The organism is Streptomyces sp. NBC_00212 (assembly GCF_045206365.1).
Classification (GTDB): domain Bacteria; phylum Actinomycetota; class Actinomycetes; order Streptomycetales; family Streptomycetaceae; genus Streptomyces.
Map to the genome: position 1 here is coordinate 1,394,043 of NZ_CP108115.1, position 15,362 is coordinate 1,409,404.

10 protein-coding genes, 1 tRNA gene and 1 pseudogene are annotated in these 15,362 nt (G+C 70.0%); 4 read left to right on the top strand and 8 right to left on the bottom strand.

The features are described 5' to 3' along the window. Positions 1 to 47: 47 nt before the first annotated feature. Positions 48 to 530 (top strand): flavodoxin family protein, encoded by a 483-nt coding sequence (locus OHA17_RS06410; protein ID WP_406504838.1) that lies wholly within the window; start codon positions 48 to 50, stop codon positions 528 to 530. Between the two features lie 50 nt (positions 531 to 580). Here the strand turns inward: OHA17_RS06410 and OHA17_RS06415 are convergent, their stop codons facing one another. The 3 genes from OHA17_RS06415 to OHA17_RS06425 all read right to left on the bottom strand — a co-directional run bounded on the left by OHA17_RS06415 (position 581) and on the right by OHA17_RS06425 (position 3,537). Continuing rightward, entirely contained in the window at positions 581 to 1,030 is a 450-nt protein-coding gene (locus OHA17_RS06415) for a hypothetical protein (RefSeq protein ID WP_406504840.1), read from the bottom strand. Between the two features lie 2 nt (positions 1,031 to 1,032). Then, positions 1,033 to 1,716, bottom strand: coding sequence for a hypothetical protein (locus OHA17_RS06420; protein WP_406504842.1), 684 nt, complete (start codon positions 1,714 to 1,716; stop codon positions 1,033 to 1,035). A gap of 111 nt (positions 1,717 to 1,827) precedes the next feature. Beyond that, positions 1,828 to 3,537, bottom strand: coding sequence for a purine-cytosine permease family protein (locus OHA17_RS06425; RefSeq protein WP_406504844.1), 1,710 nt, complete (start codon positions 3,535 to 3,537; stop codon positions 1,828 to 1,830). Positions 3,538 to 4,241: 704 nt separating this feature from the next. On the opposite strand from OHA17_RS06425, the gene OHA17_RS06430 reads away from it, so the two are divergent. Further along, complete coding sequence (locus OHA17_RS06430) at positions 4,242 to 4,877, top strand: histidine phosphatase family protein (protein WP_406504846.1); 636 nt, start codon at positions 4,242 to 4,244, stop codon at positions 4,875 to 4,877. Between the two features lie 142 nt (positions 4,878 to 5,019). Here the strand turns inward: OHA17_RS06430 and OHA17_RS06435 are convergent, their stop codons facing one another. The 4 genes and pseudogenes from OHA17_RS06435 to OHA17_RS06450 form a co-directional block, all read right to left on the bottom strand. Then, complete coding sequence (locus OHA17_RS06435) at positions 5,020 to 6,099, bottom strand: hypothetical protein (protein WP_406504848.1); 1,080 nt, start codon at positions 6,097 to 6,099, stop codon at positions 5,020 to 5,022. A 201-nt stretch (positions 6,100 to 6,300) separates the two neighbouring features. Then, positions 6,301 to 8,610, bottom strand: a pseudogene (locus OHA17_RS06440) (hypothetical protein). A gap of 3 nt (positions 8,611 to 8,613) precedes the next feature. Then, a tRNA-Arg gene (locus tag OHA17_RS06445) sits at positions 8,614 to 8,686 on the bottom strand. 1,183 nt (positions 8,687 to 9,869) lie between these two features. Continuing rightward, positions 9,870 to 10,481: a TetR/AcrR family transcriptional regulator gene (locus OHA17_RS06450; protein ID WP_406504850.1), complete on the bottom strand. Its 612-nt coding sequence runs from the start codon at positions 10,479 to 10,481 to the stop codon at positions 9,870 to 9,872. 151 nt (positions 10,482 to 10,632) lie between these two features. On the opposite strand from OHA17_RS06450, the gene OHA17_RS06455 reads away from it, so the two are divergent. Together OHA17_RS06455 and OHA17_RS06460 are read left to right on the top strand one after the other, a co-directional pair. Next, complete coding sequence (locus OHA17_RS06455) at positions 10,633 to 11,091, top strand: cupin domain-containing protein (RefSeq protein WP_406504852.1); 459 nt, start codon at positions 10,633 to 10,635, stop codon at positions 11,089 to 11,091. Positions 11,092 to 11,153: 62 nt separating this feature from the next. After that, a complete protein-coding gene (locus OHA17_RS06460) occupies positions 11,154 to 11,960 on the top strand; it encodes an alpha/beta fold hydrolase (protein WP_406504854.1) in 807 nt (268 codons plus the stop codon). Between the two features lie 691 nt (positions 11,961 to 12,651). On the opposite strand, the gene OHA17_RS06465 is transcribed toward OHA17_RS06460, so the two are convergent. After that, positions 12,652 to 15,339 (bottom strand): ATP-binding protein, encoded by a 2,688-nt coding sequence (locus OHA17_RS06465; RefSeq protein ID WP_406504855.1) that lies wholly within the window; start codon positions 15,337 to 15,339, stop codon positions 12,652 to 12,654. Between the last annotated feature and the right edge of the window lie 23 nt (positions 15,340 to 15,362).

Consider the following 15,362-nt stretch of genomic DNA (forward strand, 5'->3'; position numbering starts at 1 on the left):
GGCCGTGTCCCATGGGCGGAAATTGTGGAAGTGAAAGGAGCATCGCCATGAAGGCCATGATCGTGTGTGTCTCCGTGTCGCACGGCAACACCAAGAGGATCGCCGACGTCATGGGCCACGTCCTGGAGGCCCCCGTCGTCACCCCCGAACAGGTCGATCTGGCGGAACTCTCCGCCTGCGACCTCGTGGGATTCGGCTCGGGGATCTTCTCCATGGCCTTCCATCCACGACTGCGCGAGTTCGTCCGGTCCCTCCCGAAGGAGGATCGGGGCAAGGCATTCGTATTCGCCACCAGCGGACTTCCCGAAGCACCGTTCCGGCCCTTCACCCGCCCTCTGCTACAGCTTCTCCAGCAGAAGGGTTTCGAGGCGGTCGACGCCTTCTCGTGCCGTGCGTTGGACACCTGGCTTCCGTTCAAGCCGATCGGCGGCATCAGGAAGCAGCGCCCCAACGCCGCCGACCTGGAGGCGGCGCGGACGTTCGCCGAGGGCCTGCGAGCGAGGATCCACACCCCGTCCCGGCCGGCCTGACCGGGCCACCACGCGATCGTCGGCTTCGCGTGGGGCCCCGGCCGGGGCGCTCAGCCCTGCTGTCGCCGCTGGTCGTCCTGCCGCAGGGCGTCGAGGATCTGGGCGGCCTCCGCGAGGTCCGCCTTCCGGGCCCGCTCCGCTGCCGTGGCCAGGCGGGCGATGGCCTCCTTGAACCGGCCCAGGCCGTTGCCTTCGACGAGGGCGGCGATCCGGGCGGCTTCGGCGCGCGGCACTTCGCCGTGCTCCCCGCCCTGTTCGTAGGCGGCGATGGCGGACTCCACCTCGACCAGGGCCGCCGGGAAGGCTTCGGCCTCCGCCAGGACGCGGGCACGCCGGTAGTGCACGGCGCCCGTCTCGCACCAGGGGACGAAGCCCTCGGTACCGTCCGGCACAGCGGCCCGGACCGCGTCGGCCTGGGCCAGGTGGTCCAGTGCCGTGTCCAGGCCGTCGGCCCCGCGGGCCAGCATGACGAGGCGCGCGAACTCGCACATCATCTGCACGATCAGGGACGGTCTCGGCGCCTCGGCGTGTGCCGCGACGGCACCTCCTGGGGAGTCTCCATCCCGCCGCCGGGTACAGGGGCTGCCGCGACGGCCGCGGGCGAGGGCGAGCGGGGCAGGGAGGTCCGCAGTCCGAGCGGCAGCGGCTCGTCGAGCAACGGCCGCCGGGCGAGGCGCAGTTGACGGCGCTGCGAGACGGCCGTGGAGCCGTTGCGCTCGTCGAACGCCTTGGTGAGCCGGTCCGCCTCGGAACGTACGTGGGTGAGGAGTTCACCCGTCGTCCAGTTCCTTCCCACAGGCCCGGCGGCCGCGGTGCCGTCGTGTCCGTCCGCGACGAGGCGGGCGAGCAGAACTTCGGTGCCGGTGAGGAAGTCCAGGTGGGCCAGCGGGGCGCCGGCCGCCTCGAAGAGCGAGCGGTTCTCCGCGAGGATCTCAAGGCCCCGGCCCTCATTGCGGGAGAGCGCGCAGAACTCCAGGTGCAGGCCGACCTCGTCCTGCATGCCCGTGTTGCCCCGGACCCGCCGGTAGCCGGTGAGGTGGTGGGAGCGGGCCTCGTCGAGGCGGCCCGTCCGCAGCAGCGGCAGCAGGGCGCGCGCCTGGCTCATCTGCGGCTCCTCGGTGCAGCCCATGCCGTCGGCGAGGACCGGCCGCCAGGTGTCGAGCGCCCCGGCGTCGTCGCCCGCCAACACCTGGTGCCAGGCGAAGTGCCGGTGCCGTTCGAGACCACCGACGGCAACGTCACCCTGGAGGAGTTCGCGCGGCTCGCGGGCGCGCCCACTGCTACGGAACTCGGGCCATCAGACCGTGGTACGCACGGTCGGCAGCGGCATCAGGACCGGGCCCGCCGCCGGAGCCTTGCGGCAGGCATCGCCGCACTCGGCGTCGAGCGAGCAGCACAGCGAGCAGATCGGCCCGGCTTGCACCGGGCAGTCGGCGATGTCCGGGAGCTCGTAGGCCGTCTCGCAGACCGCGCAGGTGTGGGTGGCCGTCACGTCCGCCACAGCCACCTCCGGTCCGTTCACCGGGTTGGGGCGGGCGAGGTAGTACCTGCCTTGGGTGGCCCAGGCGATCAACGGGCAGAGCACGAGGGCGATTCCGGCCGCGATGAAGGTCGAGAAGGCTTCGGCGTACCGGCCGAACAGACCGAAGAAGGCCAGGATGGAGACGACCGAGGCGATCGCCATCGAGCCGAACCCGGCCGGGTTCACGGCGTACAGATAAGCCCTCTTGAACTCGATGCACTTCGGGCTCCAGCCCACGCGCTTGTTGATGACGAGGTCCACGGCGACGGCCGTGATCCAGGCGATGCCCACGTTCGAGTAGAAGCCGAGCAGCTTGTTGAGCGCGGCGAACATGTTCATCTCCATCAGCGTCAGCGCGATGGCGAGGTTGAGGAAGATGTACCAGACCCGGCCCGGGTGGCGGTGGGTGAGCCGGGAGAAGAAGTTCGACCAGGACAGCGAACCGCTGTAGGCGTTGGTCACGTTGATCTTCACCTGCGAGACGATCACGAACAGCGCGGCGGCCGGCAGCGCGAACGAACCGAGCCAGGGGCGCAGGGCTTCGATCTGCGGGGCGATCGGCTCCAGGGCGTGCGTCTTGCCGACCGCGTCCAGGGCCACGAAGGCGAGGAAGGCGCCGCCGAGCTGCTTGGCAGCACCGATGATCACCCAGCCGGGTCCGGCGGCAAGCACGGCGAGGTTCCAACGGCGCCTGTTCGCCTCGGTCTTGGCGGGCATGAACCGCAGGTAGTCCGCCTGCTCGCCGATCTGCGCGATGAGCGAGAGCGCCACGCCCGTGCCGAGCCCGAAGCCGATCCAGGAGAAGCCGGAGCCCGCCCCCTCGGTGCCGCCGAAGGACCCGAACGCGCCCCAGGCGTCCGGGGCCTCGAAGGCCAGGACCAGGAACGGCAGGACCATGCCGGTGATCCAGAGCGGCTGGGTCCAGGCTTGCACCTTGGCCAGCGCCCCCATTCCGCGAAACACGATCGGGATCACGATGAGCGTCGTCACCAAATATCCGACCTGGACCGGGAGTCCAATCGCCTGGTGCATGGCCTGGGCCATGATCGAGCCTTCGAGGGCGAAGAAGATGAAGGTGAACGAGGCGTAGATGAGGCTGGTGAGGGTGGACCCGAAGTAGCCGAAGCCGGCCCCGCGCGTGATCAGGTCCATGTCCAGGCCGTACTTGGCGCAGGCCCGCGCGATCGGGATACCGGTGACGAAGATGATCGTCGCGGCGGTAAGGATCGAGGCGAGCCCACTGGTGAAGCCGTAGGTGAAGACGATGGACGCGCCGATCGCGAAGTCGGCGAGGTAGGCGATGCCGCCGAGCGCGGTGGACGCCACCATCGTGGGCGACCAGCGCCGGAAGGAGTGCGGGGCATAGCGCAGCGAGTAGTCCTCGCGGCTCTCGTCGGCGGCCATCCTGGCGTAGCTGCGCCGGGGCCCGCCCTCCGGCGGCGGCTGCGCGCCCGTCCTGGCGGATGGTGCGGCGGTGTCCGTCATCGCGGCTCCCCGTTCGTCGGTCCGGTGTGCGGGTACGGACCGGAAGGTAGGAGCCGGACATGACAGCACGCCGCCACCCGGGATTGCCCGCACGTTAAGGGAGCCCGCCGCGGGTTAACTCCGGGTCACACGGAACGGACGCGGGCCCGGGGACACCGGCAACCGATACGTGCCCCGGCGCCCGTCGCCGTACCGCACCGGCAGGTGGTTGAAGTCCCGGTACCGGTCCTCCGGGGCGACGACGTCCGCCGTCTCCAATGCGAGGCTGGTCATCCGGGGTTCGGGAGGGCTTCGAGGCGTGTGATCGCACCGATGATGATGTCGGTGCAGGGCCAGTGCCGGGTGAATCTGATGTGTCGGCAGCGGCCTGTGGTGACGAGCTGGGATGCGGCGGAGAACAGGCGGACCGCAGGCGGCCGACTCCCACCTGCGGGTATGGCTCGTGAGGGCGAGCATTGGCATCGACGCGAGGAGGTCGAGAGCGATCTCTACGTCGTCGAGCAGACCTTCGCTCTGCTCCACCAGTCAAACGCCTCGCCGTCCGGTGGGAACGGCACCTCGAACTCCACGACGCCTTCCTCTCGTTGGCCTACAGCCTGATCTGCCGACGACGACGCAGGAAGGCCTGATCGTGATCGTGTTGGCTAAGGTAGCGGGCCGTGACCTGCAGGACAGGGCGCCAGTCACACGAAGGGCAGGCTCTCGTGCGCACTCTTTACGTCGTGACCCACCCGGAGGCGACGCACCACGTCGAGGGAGTCGTAGGCGGATGGCACGACTCCCGCCTGACGCCCACCGGCATCCGCGCAGCGGCCTCCATCGCCCAGGCACTTCGGGCCCAGATCCCGGACGGCGCCGAGGCTGACCGGTTCTCCTCGGATCTGCAGCGCACCCGGCAAACCACCGAGCAGGTAGCCGAACTGTTCGGCGTGAACCCGATCCTCGACCACAGGCTGCGGGAGAAGTCCTACGGTGTGGCGGAGGGAAAGCCACAGGAGTGGCTGGACCGACGCTTCGTCCCACCGCCGCCCGTCGGCGAACGGATGGACCACGACGAGGGCGTGGAGGGCGCCGAGACGAAAGCGGAGTGGGCGCAGCGCATCTACACGGCCATGGACGAGATCCTGCAGCGTCCGCGCGAACACCAGATCATCGTGACGCACGGCGGCTCGCTGACCTTCGTCGTGGCGTCCTGGATCAGGATGCCGATCGAGTCGGCCGGTTACGCCAGTTTCCGGGCTCCCTCCGGCAGCATCACCACGCTGCGCGAAGACGACTTCTTCCACAACCGCCAAGTCGTCAGCCTCGGGGACACTCACCATCTCGACCCCGCGCCGTAGCCGTGAACCATCGCCTCGACTGCACTCGATCAGGGCGCTTCAGCAGATCCTCTTATTACGAGCACTGAGCCAACCACCAGCCTCCGAGCATCCCGCCCAACCGGCATCGCCGCCAGTGAGCTGTGGGGCAACCCGTCGCCCGTCAGTCCAGGCGCGCCTCTTCTGCCCACTGGTCAAGGTCCCCGCATGTCGGGGTGGGAAGACGGGAGCGTTCAGTGAGTGTGATCAGTGAGTGGCGAAGCTCCGTCCTCAACCGGGGAAGCCACAGGCCGGTGCGGCCGGTCTGATAGGAGAGCAGTCGGAAGTAGTTGAGGGATGCTTTCTCGTTCTCGTCCGTGTGCTCGGCCGGTTTGGCGGCCAGGATTTCGGTCTCGTTCTTGGTCGCCGTCGCCTCGGTCACGGCAGCCAGGGGTATTCCGTGCAGCATGGCGATGGACCCGGGGCTGCCCGCCGCGACGGCATCGGCCACGACGGCGTGCAGGGCCAGGGCCGCGAACGTGGCGATCAGGCTCTCCCCCTTCGCCGGGTCGATCTGCCATGCGTGCAGGCGTTCACGCCGTTTGTCCTGACGCCACGGTTCCTGGTCCACCAGAGGCAGAACACAACGGCCCAGGCGTACGCACTGGCGCCACACGATGTCGCGGTCCGATATCACGTACGCCTCCTCGAACCAAGGCCCTGGGGCGGGCAGTTGTCCTGCTCCACTCCAGCTTCCCTGGCATCCGGCATTAGCGCAGGGCACGTACAGGACGGAGCTGTAGGCCTCTTCGGTTGATGTGGTGCCAAACGCCGACGCCGACGCCGACGGTGCGCCAGCTTCTCCTTGGGCTGGCTCACACAAGTCATCGCGGCCGGCGGTCCAGCGCGCTGGGGCGGACAGCTGTACTGGCGGGGACTGGCGGCGCCGGTCATCCACCGACTGGAGAACTCCTTGTAGAACTCCAGGTCCACGTCGCTGGAACACGAGCACACGGCATGCGGGGCGCCGAGACCTTCCGGCGGTGGGGAACCGGCCCAGCCGGCCGAGTTCTTCACCCTGCAGGGCCAGGTGCAACGGATCGAGAAGCTGCTGGCTGGATACCGAGCCGACACCGTCTAGCCGGGCGTGGTATTCGCCGACGATCAGGTGGTCGGGCAGGTCACCATCGGAGGCATCCTGCCGCAACTGCACCTGCGCCGCGGCTCCGTCGGATACTGGATCGCCACCGTCGCCCAGGATCATCCGGGAGGTCCTCTCCCGTGTACCTCCACCACATACGAGTCCGCCGCTCGGTTGCCCCGGCCGTCGAGAGCGACTGCGGTTCCGAGCGGACGTATCTGTGGTCGTCGGCAGTCGTGCGACATCGGGTGACTCCGCCACAGGCGCCCGGCCCCAGCCGACCGCAGTCGAAAACCTCCCCTTCCGAGGAGTGCTCACCTCACCTCAGCTCGGCTCGTCGCGCATCCAGTGCCGCCCCGTCGTCCACCCCAGGAACCGGCGGGGCACGGACGCACCGTCCACGGTGCCGCTCCCCGTGCCGTCCGCCGCGAAGGAGCCGCCGTCGGCCGCGAGGCGCAGGCCGGCCAGGGCCGGTGCCAGGCGGGCTGCGACATGTGCGGGGTGGCGTGCGGTTTCCTCCTCCAGCCGGGCCAGGAAGGCGCGTTGGACGTCAGGCGGGCACAGCGAGAGGTGGAACAGCATCTGGCGCCACGCGTACGCGGCGTCCTTGACGGTGCTCAGCGGCCGGGGGTTGCCGTGCACCCGGGCCACAAGACGGCACACGACATGGAACGCACGCCGCGCCAGGTCGTCCCAGCCAGGTGCGGGGGCAACGCCCACACGGTGCACCAGGGTGGCCAGGTTGTGCGTGGTGAGGATCTGGGCCTGCTCGATCACCTTGCCGTTGGCCGCCACCGACCAGCCCCCGCCCGTAGTGCCGGCCCGAGCCGCACACAGCTTCGCGAAGCCGGGCGACGTCCGGGCGCCACCCCTGCGCAGCAGCCCCTCGCCCGCCTCCAGGACCGCCAGGTTGCGCACGGCCGTGTAGTCGATGCCGTAGTAGCGCTCGTACAGGGTCCCGGCGAGCAGCTCGCCCGCCACCCGCGCCGCGGCGAGGAACTTCGGGGTGAAGGTGCCCATGAAGATGTCGGCCGCGAGTTCCTCGACCAGCGGTGCGCCGAGCTCGGCCTGCCCGGCGAGCACGGCGAGTTCGCGGATCAGCGGGTTGGGCAGGATCGTGCCCGGGAAGCCTTGCACCGCCAGTTCGCCGAGTTGCCGCAAAGTGGTGTGCGCGGACTCCTCGGCCGCCCCTTCGCGGTGCTGCGTGGCCAACGCCCGTACCCATGGCAGCTCTTCGAGCCGCGCCTGCCGCTGCACATTGAGCAGCGAGCGGCGGTTGCGGAAGGCCCGGTAGTGGGCGGCGGCCAGGGTGCGCAGCGGCTCGTCGGCGTACGCCTGCGCGGTGGTGCCGGCGACCAGTTGCGGGACGAGTTCGGCGAGGACCTCGGCCGAGGGCACGACGCCGCGCTCGACGAGCACGCCGATGGGGGCGCTGGTTGCGGCCTCCACCACATGGCACAGGGCCGCGGGGACCGGTGCTCCCTCGGGCAGCCCGGTATCCCGGTGTTCCTGTTCCCTCACGGGCGCGACCAGCGGTGCGACGTCGGCCGCGCCCATGTCCTGAGGCAGTTCGCAGGCCCGGCGCAGGACGAGTTGGGCGAACGCGTGGTGCGAGGGCAGCGCGGCGTGGGCCGCCTGCCGCTCGCGCAGCGCGGCGTGCCGGTCCGAGCCGGGCAGTCCACGGCGGCGCACCATGGAGTCGATGGCGTGCCGCAGCAGGCCGAGGCTTCGCGCGTCCAGGGCTCACCCGGCGAGGGTCTCCTCCAGCGCACCTCGCAGGATGGCGAGGTTCTCTTTGGATTTGCGATGCTTGGTGCAGCGGGTGTGCTCAGCGGCCAACTTCCGGTAACGGTCGATGAGTTCGGCGCCACGCCGGTGCCAGGAGGCGTCGGGGGTGCGGTCAAGGATCCGGCCCTGACCGGTGGTTCGCAGCCAGTGAGCGAGCAGTTCGTCGCCGAACGGCTGCCAGACCGCAAGGGCCTCGCGCTGGGTCTCGATGGCAGCGTTGGGCCGCCGCCGCGCCAGACTCGCGCCCACCTCGGCGACCGTGCGCCAATGTACGGCCACGGGGTCGGGCGAGGGCGCGTCGCACGGCCGGGGCGTGAAGCGCAGCCGGTCGCCGAACGGCTCGATGGTGGCGACCAGTTCGACCGCCGCGGTCACCTCACCGGCCCGCACCAGCCAGGCAACGGTGAGCAGAGCGGCTTCTTCGGGGACCGTCACCTCGTAACGTCCGCTGTCGAGGAGCGCGCCCAGCCGGGCGAGGCCGGGCTCGGTGAGGCAGTACTCGAACAGCGAGCGCCGTTCAGCGGGCACACCGGCCCTGCGTGCCGCTTCGATCTCGTACGCCTGGAGCGGGCCCCCGGCGCTCGCGGCCCCGGTGGCGAACCCGCCGCGCAGGACCTCGGGGGTCACCCAGGCGGGCAGATCGGCCACGGGGGTGCGCGAGCCCACGTTCAGGCTGCCGTCCGCCATACCCGACAGCACCGCACGCCAGCCGCGGACCCGGTCCTCGGCACGTTGCCTGGTTGCCGCGTCGGCGTGGGTCAGCGCGGTGACGAAGGCCTTGGCCGACTGGGCCTGCGGGTAGGAAACGGACGCGGTCGGAAGCTGCTGCTCAGCGTCGTGGTTCATAAGCCGACGTGGCAGGTTCCGCCCCTGCGCCCTCCGGGTCCGGAGCCCGGCGCTCTGGCTACTGAGCTACACGTCGTTCATCCACGAACCTAGCCGCCGTCTCAGGCGTCACACAACGCGATTTCCCTTCTGTGCCGCTCGGTTGGCCAGGTATCGGCGTACGCAGGACGGCCATGCTCGCCTGCGGCCAGCAGAAGGTGCTCGGCTGCCCGCGGTGTCGACGCCCTCTACGGTTACGTGGTTTGTGATGGCTCGACGATGGGTGGCGCGGATCAATACAGAGACCAGAGTCGCGAGGTCAAGGGCGCCGGCCGGGTCATCCGCGTAGCGCGTGGTCTACAACGGCCCCACTTCGTCCAAACGCACTCCCCCGCCTCCAAGATGTGGGCGAGGCCCAGCAGCGCCAAGCGGGCGTTACCGTCCGGGGCTGGCATTCCACCACCGTAGAGCCGCCCTCACCATCACCGACTCACATCAGGTCGGCACGGCTCACTGAGGTTGGACACTGGGGACGGGGGCGCGGTGGCGTATCGAGGGATGAGGTCGACGGCGAGGCCCGACGCTGGCAGCAGTCCAAGCCGTCTGCTTCGGAGAGAGCAATGTTGGTGAAGGCGTCGAGGAGACGGTCGGTGGACACGTGGGCGAGGTTGTCCGGGTCACGGCCGCGCCCCTCGTTGAGGATGACGGTCCAATCCTCCGGCTCGGTATTGGGCCGCACCAGCCAGTACAGGAAGCGCCCTGCACTCTCGGCGAATCCCCGGGGCACCGGCCGGACATCACCGTCCTGGAGTTGCAACGGCCGGTCTTCATCGGCCGCCCAGTGCTCTTCGAGGACCCCCGCCCGTTCCTCGCTATGAGCGATGAGTCGTACATGGCATCCGGCTACCCGGGCTCCAGCAACCAGAGCGTGCCCGCGAAAAGTCCGCCACCGTAGACCTCGATGAGCCGGTTGTCGTCAGCCGGCAGGATCGTTGGAAGTAGCGGCTCTTGAGAGCTCGAAACAGGATGACGAGCTGGCCTTCTTGGGGCGCCGCCCGCAATGCAGACTGCGGGCCAACAAGGCGTAGGCATAGCGGCGTTCGCCGCCCGGAGTAGCCGGTCCGCCATCCCTGCATGGCTTCAAACCGGCATGGCGCCCACTCCAGCAGGTGTCGCCGGACGGCAGACGTGTGCCCGGCCGCCTGCGGCAGGACGATCAGCACTGCGGCGCACGAACTCTGCGCCCCGGCCGTCCACAACGCCTTCCACGGATGGGTGACTCACCCCCGCCGGGCCGTGCGCATCGCGGCTTCGGTGAGCGTGGTCGCCGTGCGTACGGCGCTGTCGATGGCGTCGTCGGGGGCGAGACCGCACAGGTCGGTCAGGGTGAAGAGGGCTTCGGCGCTGACGACCACGGCGAGGTCCCGCTTCAGCTGGGCGAGGGCTTCCGGGGCCGTGCTGCCCAGCGTGTCCTCAAGTGGGGCGAGCGCGTGGTCGATCAGTCCGAACCGGACGCCGGGCCTCGCGGTTGCCGCTGTGGGCCGGGTGATGGTGGCCGCGATCATGGCGCGCACCGCCCCCTGGCGTCGCAGTACGCCGCGCAGGAGGAACTCGCAGGCGAAGGCGACCCGTTCGGCGGGGTCGATGGAGTCCGCGACCGGGGCGAGGGCCTCGGCGGGGGGCGGCCAGGTGCCGGCCAGGGCCTCGCTGATGAGCGACGGGAGGTCGGGGAAGTACCGGTAGGCGGTGGGTTCGGAGACCATGGCCGCGCGCGCGATGGTGGGCATGCTCACCTCGCCGCCCGCGGCGATGAGTTCGCTCGCGGCTTCGACGATCGCGGCGCGCGTGCGTCGCTTCTGGTTGCTGCGGCCGCTGTCGATCGGCATCGCCATCGGCGTGCCCCCTTCCCGTACGCCATTCCTGCCCGTCCCGTCCACGACGACCATATCAAGGCGAACTCTCATCATGAGAGTTCACTTGCATGAAGCGGGGCCGACCTCTAACCTCCTTCATGAGAGTTGGCTCTCACGAAGGGAATTGGTGATGACACTGGCATCCGTCGTCGGCCCGGAGGACGGCGAGACGATCCGTCTGGGTCCGGCACAGATCCGCATCCTGGAAGACGGCAGCACCACCGGTCACCGGATCGGTATCGGCGAGATCACCCTCGCCCCGCGCACCGAGGGCCCCCCGCAGCATCGCCACGCCCAACACGACGAGGGTTTCTACGTCGTCTCCGGCACCGTGCACTTCACCGTCGGCGAGACGACACATGTCGCGCCGGCCGGCACGCTCGCGATGATCCCGCCCGGCGCCCCGCACACCTTCGCCAACCACGGCGACGAGCCCGCGGTGATGCTCAACACCTTCACGCCGGACCTGTACGTGCAGTACTTCCGCGACCTGCGCGACATGATCGCCGGCGGCCAGGAGCTGACTCCGCAGGCGACCGTCCAGGTGATGAGCCGTTACGCCACCGTGGCCGCCACCGACTACGCATGACGGGCCCAGCTCACCGAGCCCGGGCAGGCAAGCACACACACGCAACCGATGGGGAGTCCTCCATGACCACGATCACCGTCACCATCGACTCCGACGGCACAGACCTCGACATCACCGTCGACGACCAGGGCGAGGGCCGCCCCTTCCTGGTCCTGCACGGCGGCGCGGGCCCGCAGACCGTCTCCGACTTCGCCGGGCTCCTCGCCACTCATCGACCGGCCCGGGTCATCACCCCCGTCCACCCCGGGTTCGGCGGCACCGCCCGGCCGGACGGGCTGTCCGATGTCCCCACCCTCGCCAAGGTCTACGGACAGCTCCTTGAAGAACTCGACCTGACCGACGTCACCGTCGTCGGCAACTCCATTGGCGGCTGGATCGCCGCCGAGATGGCCCTGCTCCGCAGCGACCGGATCAGCGCCGTCGTCCTCGTCAACGCGGTGGGCATCCATGTCCCCGCCCACCCGGTCGCCGACCCGGCCACCCTCACACCCGCCGAACTGTCCGCCCTGGCCTTCCACGATCCCGCGAAGTTCGCCGTGGATCCCAGCACGTTCTCCGAGGCTCAGCGAGCGGTCGCAGCGGCCAACCGGGCTGCCTTGCAGGTCTATTCGGGCCCGCACGCGATGGCCGACCCCACCCTGGGCGAGCGTCTGGCCAAGGTTACGCATCCAGTCCTCGTCGCATGGGGCGAGAGCGACCAGGTCGTCGACACCGCGTACGGAATGGCGTACGCCGCCGCCATTCCCGGCGCCCGCTTCGAGCTGCTGCGCGGCACCGGTCACATGCCCCAGATCGAGACCCCGCAGGAACTCCTCCCCGTCGTGTGGGGTTTCGCCGACACCAGCATCGCCGAGGGGGTCGAGGGCTGAGCGGACTGCCGCCGGTCCCGGCACTCGGTCGACGTCGACGGCGGTCGAGCCGTCCGGCGCCGCGTACCGCTCTTGGCGTCTGGCGTCGGGGCCGATCGTGCGGATCATGGTCGAGCCTTGGAGAGACCGTGCACAGCCGTCCAGCGGAAGCGCGTACTGGCGCAAGCCGCCGCCCGCGGCCAGCGGCAGGCTGCCTTCGTGGACCGGATGCTGCTCGACCCGGACAGCTGCGCGACCTCTTACTGCCGATGCCGGTTACCCCTGCCAGGGGCACGGTCGCCGGAGCGGCGGCCGCCGGTCCCTCCACGGGCCCGACGGCGAACGCGGTAGCTGCCAGCACCCTGTCGTCGCGGAGATCACCGTCGACTGCGACTCCCCCACGCTCACCGACCGCAACCAGCACCCCGTGCTCTACCGCGCGCCGTAAGAATCCCATGGCGCCGAGGTCCTGGCTCTTCTGAATGTACTGGGAGCTGAGCGCTTCAATGCGAGCGGAACGCTCTGACGAAACTTCACGTCCCTGTTGAGCCCGGGACGCCTCGGATACCACCGCAGCACCGACCGTCATCCAGGGACGGCCGTGGTCGCGACGGCCGTATCGGTCCGCGGTCAATGACATACGAGAGTTGGAGTAAGAGGACTGTTGTTGATCAGAAACTCATTGGGTCCGTGGTCACGGACCTCACCACTGTCAGGAGGCGAGCAGGTCGGCGAGTTCGGTTCGTGAGCTGATGCCCAGCTTGGGGAACGCGCGGTAGAGGTGGTGTCCCACGGTGCGCGGGCTCAGGAACAGTTGGGTGGCGATTTCACGGTTGGTGGCCCCGGTCGCTGCGAGTCGGACGACTTCGCGTTCCTGTGAGCTCAGGCGGCTGATGGGTGAGTCGATGGCATCCGCCGGGTGCGTGGTCTCGCCGGCGGCCTGTAGTTCTGTGGCGGCCCGGCGGGCCCATGGCTGTGCGCCCAGCTTGTCGAAGAGCTCCCTCGCGGTACGCAGATGGTCGCGGGCGTCGAGCTTGCGGCGGCCCCTGCGCAGCCACTCGCCGTAGAGCAGTTCGGTGCGGGCCCGCTCGAAGGTACAGCCCTCGGGGTGCAGTTCAAGGGCCGATGCGTAGTGCCTCTCGGCCGACGCGTCCGGACCGGTCAGGGCGGCACAGCGGTGGGCCTGTGCCGTGAAGTGGGGCTGTCGGAGGTCTTCCGCCCAGCTCATGAGCTGTTGCGCGGGTTCCCTCGCCCGCTCCGGATGGCCCGCGCGAACGGCGGCCTCGATCAGATCGGGCATCAGGTGCCGGGCCAGGAGGGGGTGACCCACTGCCCGCCGGGCCGCTTCCAGGTGTGCCAGCGCGGCCTGAGCACGCCCGAGGCCGAGGTCGAGCTGCCCCAGCGCCCACAGCGCGTCCGCCGTGCCCCGTCCGACATCGCGGGGGCGCGTGTACTCCAGTGCCAGGCCGGCCAGTTCCCGGGCCTGTTCCTCCTCCCCCCGGACGGCCGCGAGCACCGCGAGCAGGGCACGCAGGTGGGCCGCTCGGTGGTCCAGGTCGTAAGCCTCCGCGAGCCGGAGCCCTTCGGCGGCCTGTTCGTGTGCGTCGTCGTGCCGGCCCAGTGCCAGCTCCACTTGGGCAAGGAGATGCAGCGTGGTGGGCAGCCATCCGCCGATGCCCTGCTCCCGGCAGTGGGTGACTGCTGCGGCGGCCAGTTCGTGCGCGCTCTCGTGGTCGGCGACCAGATGGCGGTAAATCCCGGCCATCAGCCGGTCCATGAGGCCGCTTCCGGCGAGGCGAGCGGTCGCTACGTAGTCGTCCAGCGTCCGAAGTGCGCCGGGAATGTCGCCGGCGAGCAGCTTCGCGGGCGTTGCCACCCCGGGCAGGCGGGGAGTGCGTACGGCGATCTCCGCCATGAGGGTTGCGTCGCCGGCCGAGAAGGCCGCGTGGATGGCGTCGGTCAGCAGAGGGGCGAGTTTGTCGGGACGGCTGACGGAAACCGCGTCCGTGCATTCGGCCAGCAGGCGGGCGGCCTGCCCAGGGCTGCCGTAGCCCAGCTCGACGACCGAGCGTACGCGGGCGAAGTCCGCCGCCATGCCCGGGTCCAGGAGAGGCAGCGGCACCTGGTCGGTGAGGGCACGGCATCGTTCGTCCTGGCCGGCTTCGCTCGCCTTCTGCGCGGCGTTGATCAGGCGACGGGCGCTCCTCGACGTATCCGAAGTGAAGTGAGCGGCTCGCTCGTACGCGGCGGACGCGGATGCCATGGCCTGCCGGCTGCCCGCCCACTCGGCGACCCGCTCCAACTCACCGGCGACCTGCTCGTCCGGGCCGGTCGTCGCGGCGGCCAGATGCCAGGCGCGTCGGTGCGCGTGCGCGTCACCGTCCAGGACCGCGACCAGCGCCTCGTGCACCGCCAACCGCCAGGCCAGCGGCGCACGTTGATAGGCGGCGAACCGAATGAGGGGATGTCGAAAACGCAGCTTCTGCGCGGAGACGAAGATCAGCTCCGCACGCTCGGCCGGCTCCAGATCTCCGACCTCCCCGCCCAGCCTGGCTCCGGCGGCCAGCACCGTGGGCAGGTCCCCGGTGTCGTCCGCGGCGGCCACTGTGAGCATGCGCTGAGTGGCGTCGGGGAGGCGGCGGATCTGCTCGGCGAAGGTTTCCTGCAGTCGGCTCGGCGGCGCCGACTGCGCATCGGGCAGCGTCAACGGGCCCAGCTGCCCGGCCCGTTGAGCCGGAGTCAGAGCCGCTGCCAGTTCCTGCAGCGCCAGCGGATTGCCCTGGGCCTGGTCGATGATCCACTCGGTGACCGGGGGTGCGAGGCCGGACAGCAGCGACGCGGCCGACTGCCGGTCCACGCCGGTGAGGAGCGCGTGGGGCAGAGCCTTCGTTCCGCCGGCCGAGGAGGTTTCGCGAGTGGCGAAGAGCATGACGACACCTTCGGCCCGCAGCCGCCGGGCGGCGAAGACCAGCGCGTCCACGGATGGTTGGTCGAGCCACTGCACGTCGTCGACCACACACAACAAGGGCTTTTCGGCGGCCGTCTCGGAGAGCAGCGACAGCGCCGCGAGCCCGATGGTGAGACGGTCCCGCACGGTCTCGTCGCTCAGGCCGAAGACCGCCCGCAGGGCCCCGGCCTGCGGGGGCGGCAGCAGGTCGAGCCGATCCAGCACCGGCAGGAACAGCTGGTGGAGCCCGCCGAAGGCCAACTCCATCTCCGACTCGATGCCCTCCACCCTCAGCACACTCATGCCGTCGGCATGGGCGACCGCGTACTCAAGGAGGGTGGTCTTGCCGATGCCGGCCTCGCCGTGCAGGAGCAGGCAGTTGCTCTCCCCGCGATGCGCGTCGGCGAGTATGTGATGGATGTGGCGCTGCTCTTTCGCACGTCCCTGCACCACGCGCTCCCCCGCTCCGCGTCGCC

Bases quoted from the DNA above. Each gene is read 5' to 3' on its own strand.
- OHA17_RS06410 (WP_406504838.1), top strand. From the start codon at position 48: ATGAAGGCCATGATCGTGTGTGTCTCCGTGTCGCACGGCAACACCAAG.
- OHA17_RS06425 (WP_406504844.1), bottom strand. From the start codon at position 3,537: ATGACGGACACCGCCGCACCATCCGCCAGGACGGGCGCGCAGCCGCCG.
- OHA17_RS06435 (WP_406504848.1), bottom strand. From the start codon at position 6,099: ATGATCCTGGGCGACGGTGGCGATCCAGTATCCGACGGAGCCGCGGCG.
- OHA17_RS06450 (WP_406504850.1), bottom strand. From the start codon at position 10,481: ATGGCGATGCCGATCGACAGCGGCCGCAGCAACCAGAAGCGACGCACG.
- OHA17_RS06455 (WP_406504852.1), top strand. From the start codon at position 10,633: ATGACACTGGCATCCGTCGTCGGCCCGGAGGACGGCGAGACGATCCGT.
- OHA17_RS06460 (WP_406504854.1), top strand. From the start codon at position 11,154: ATGACCACGATCACCGTCACCATCGACTCCGACGGCACAGACCTCGAC.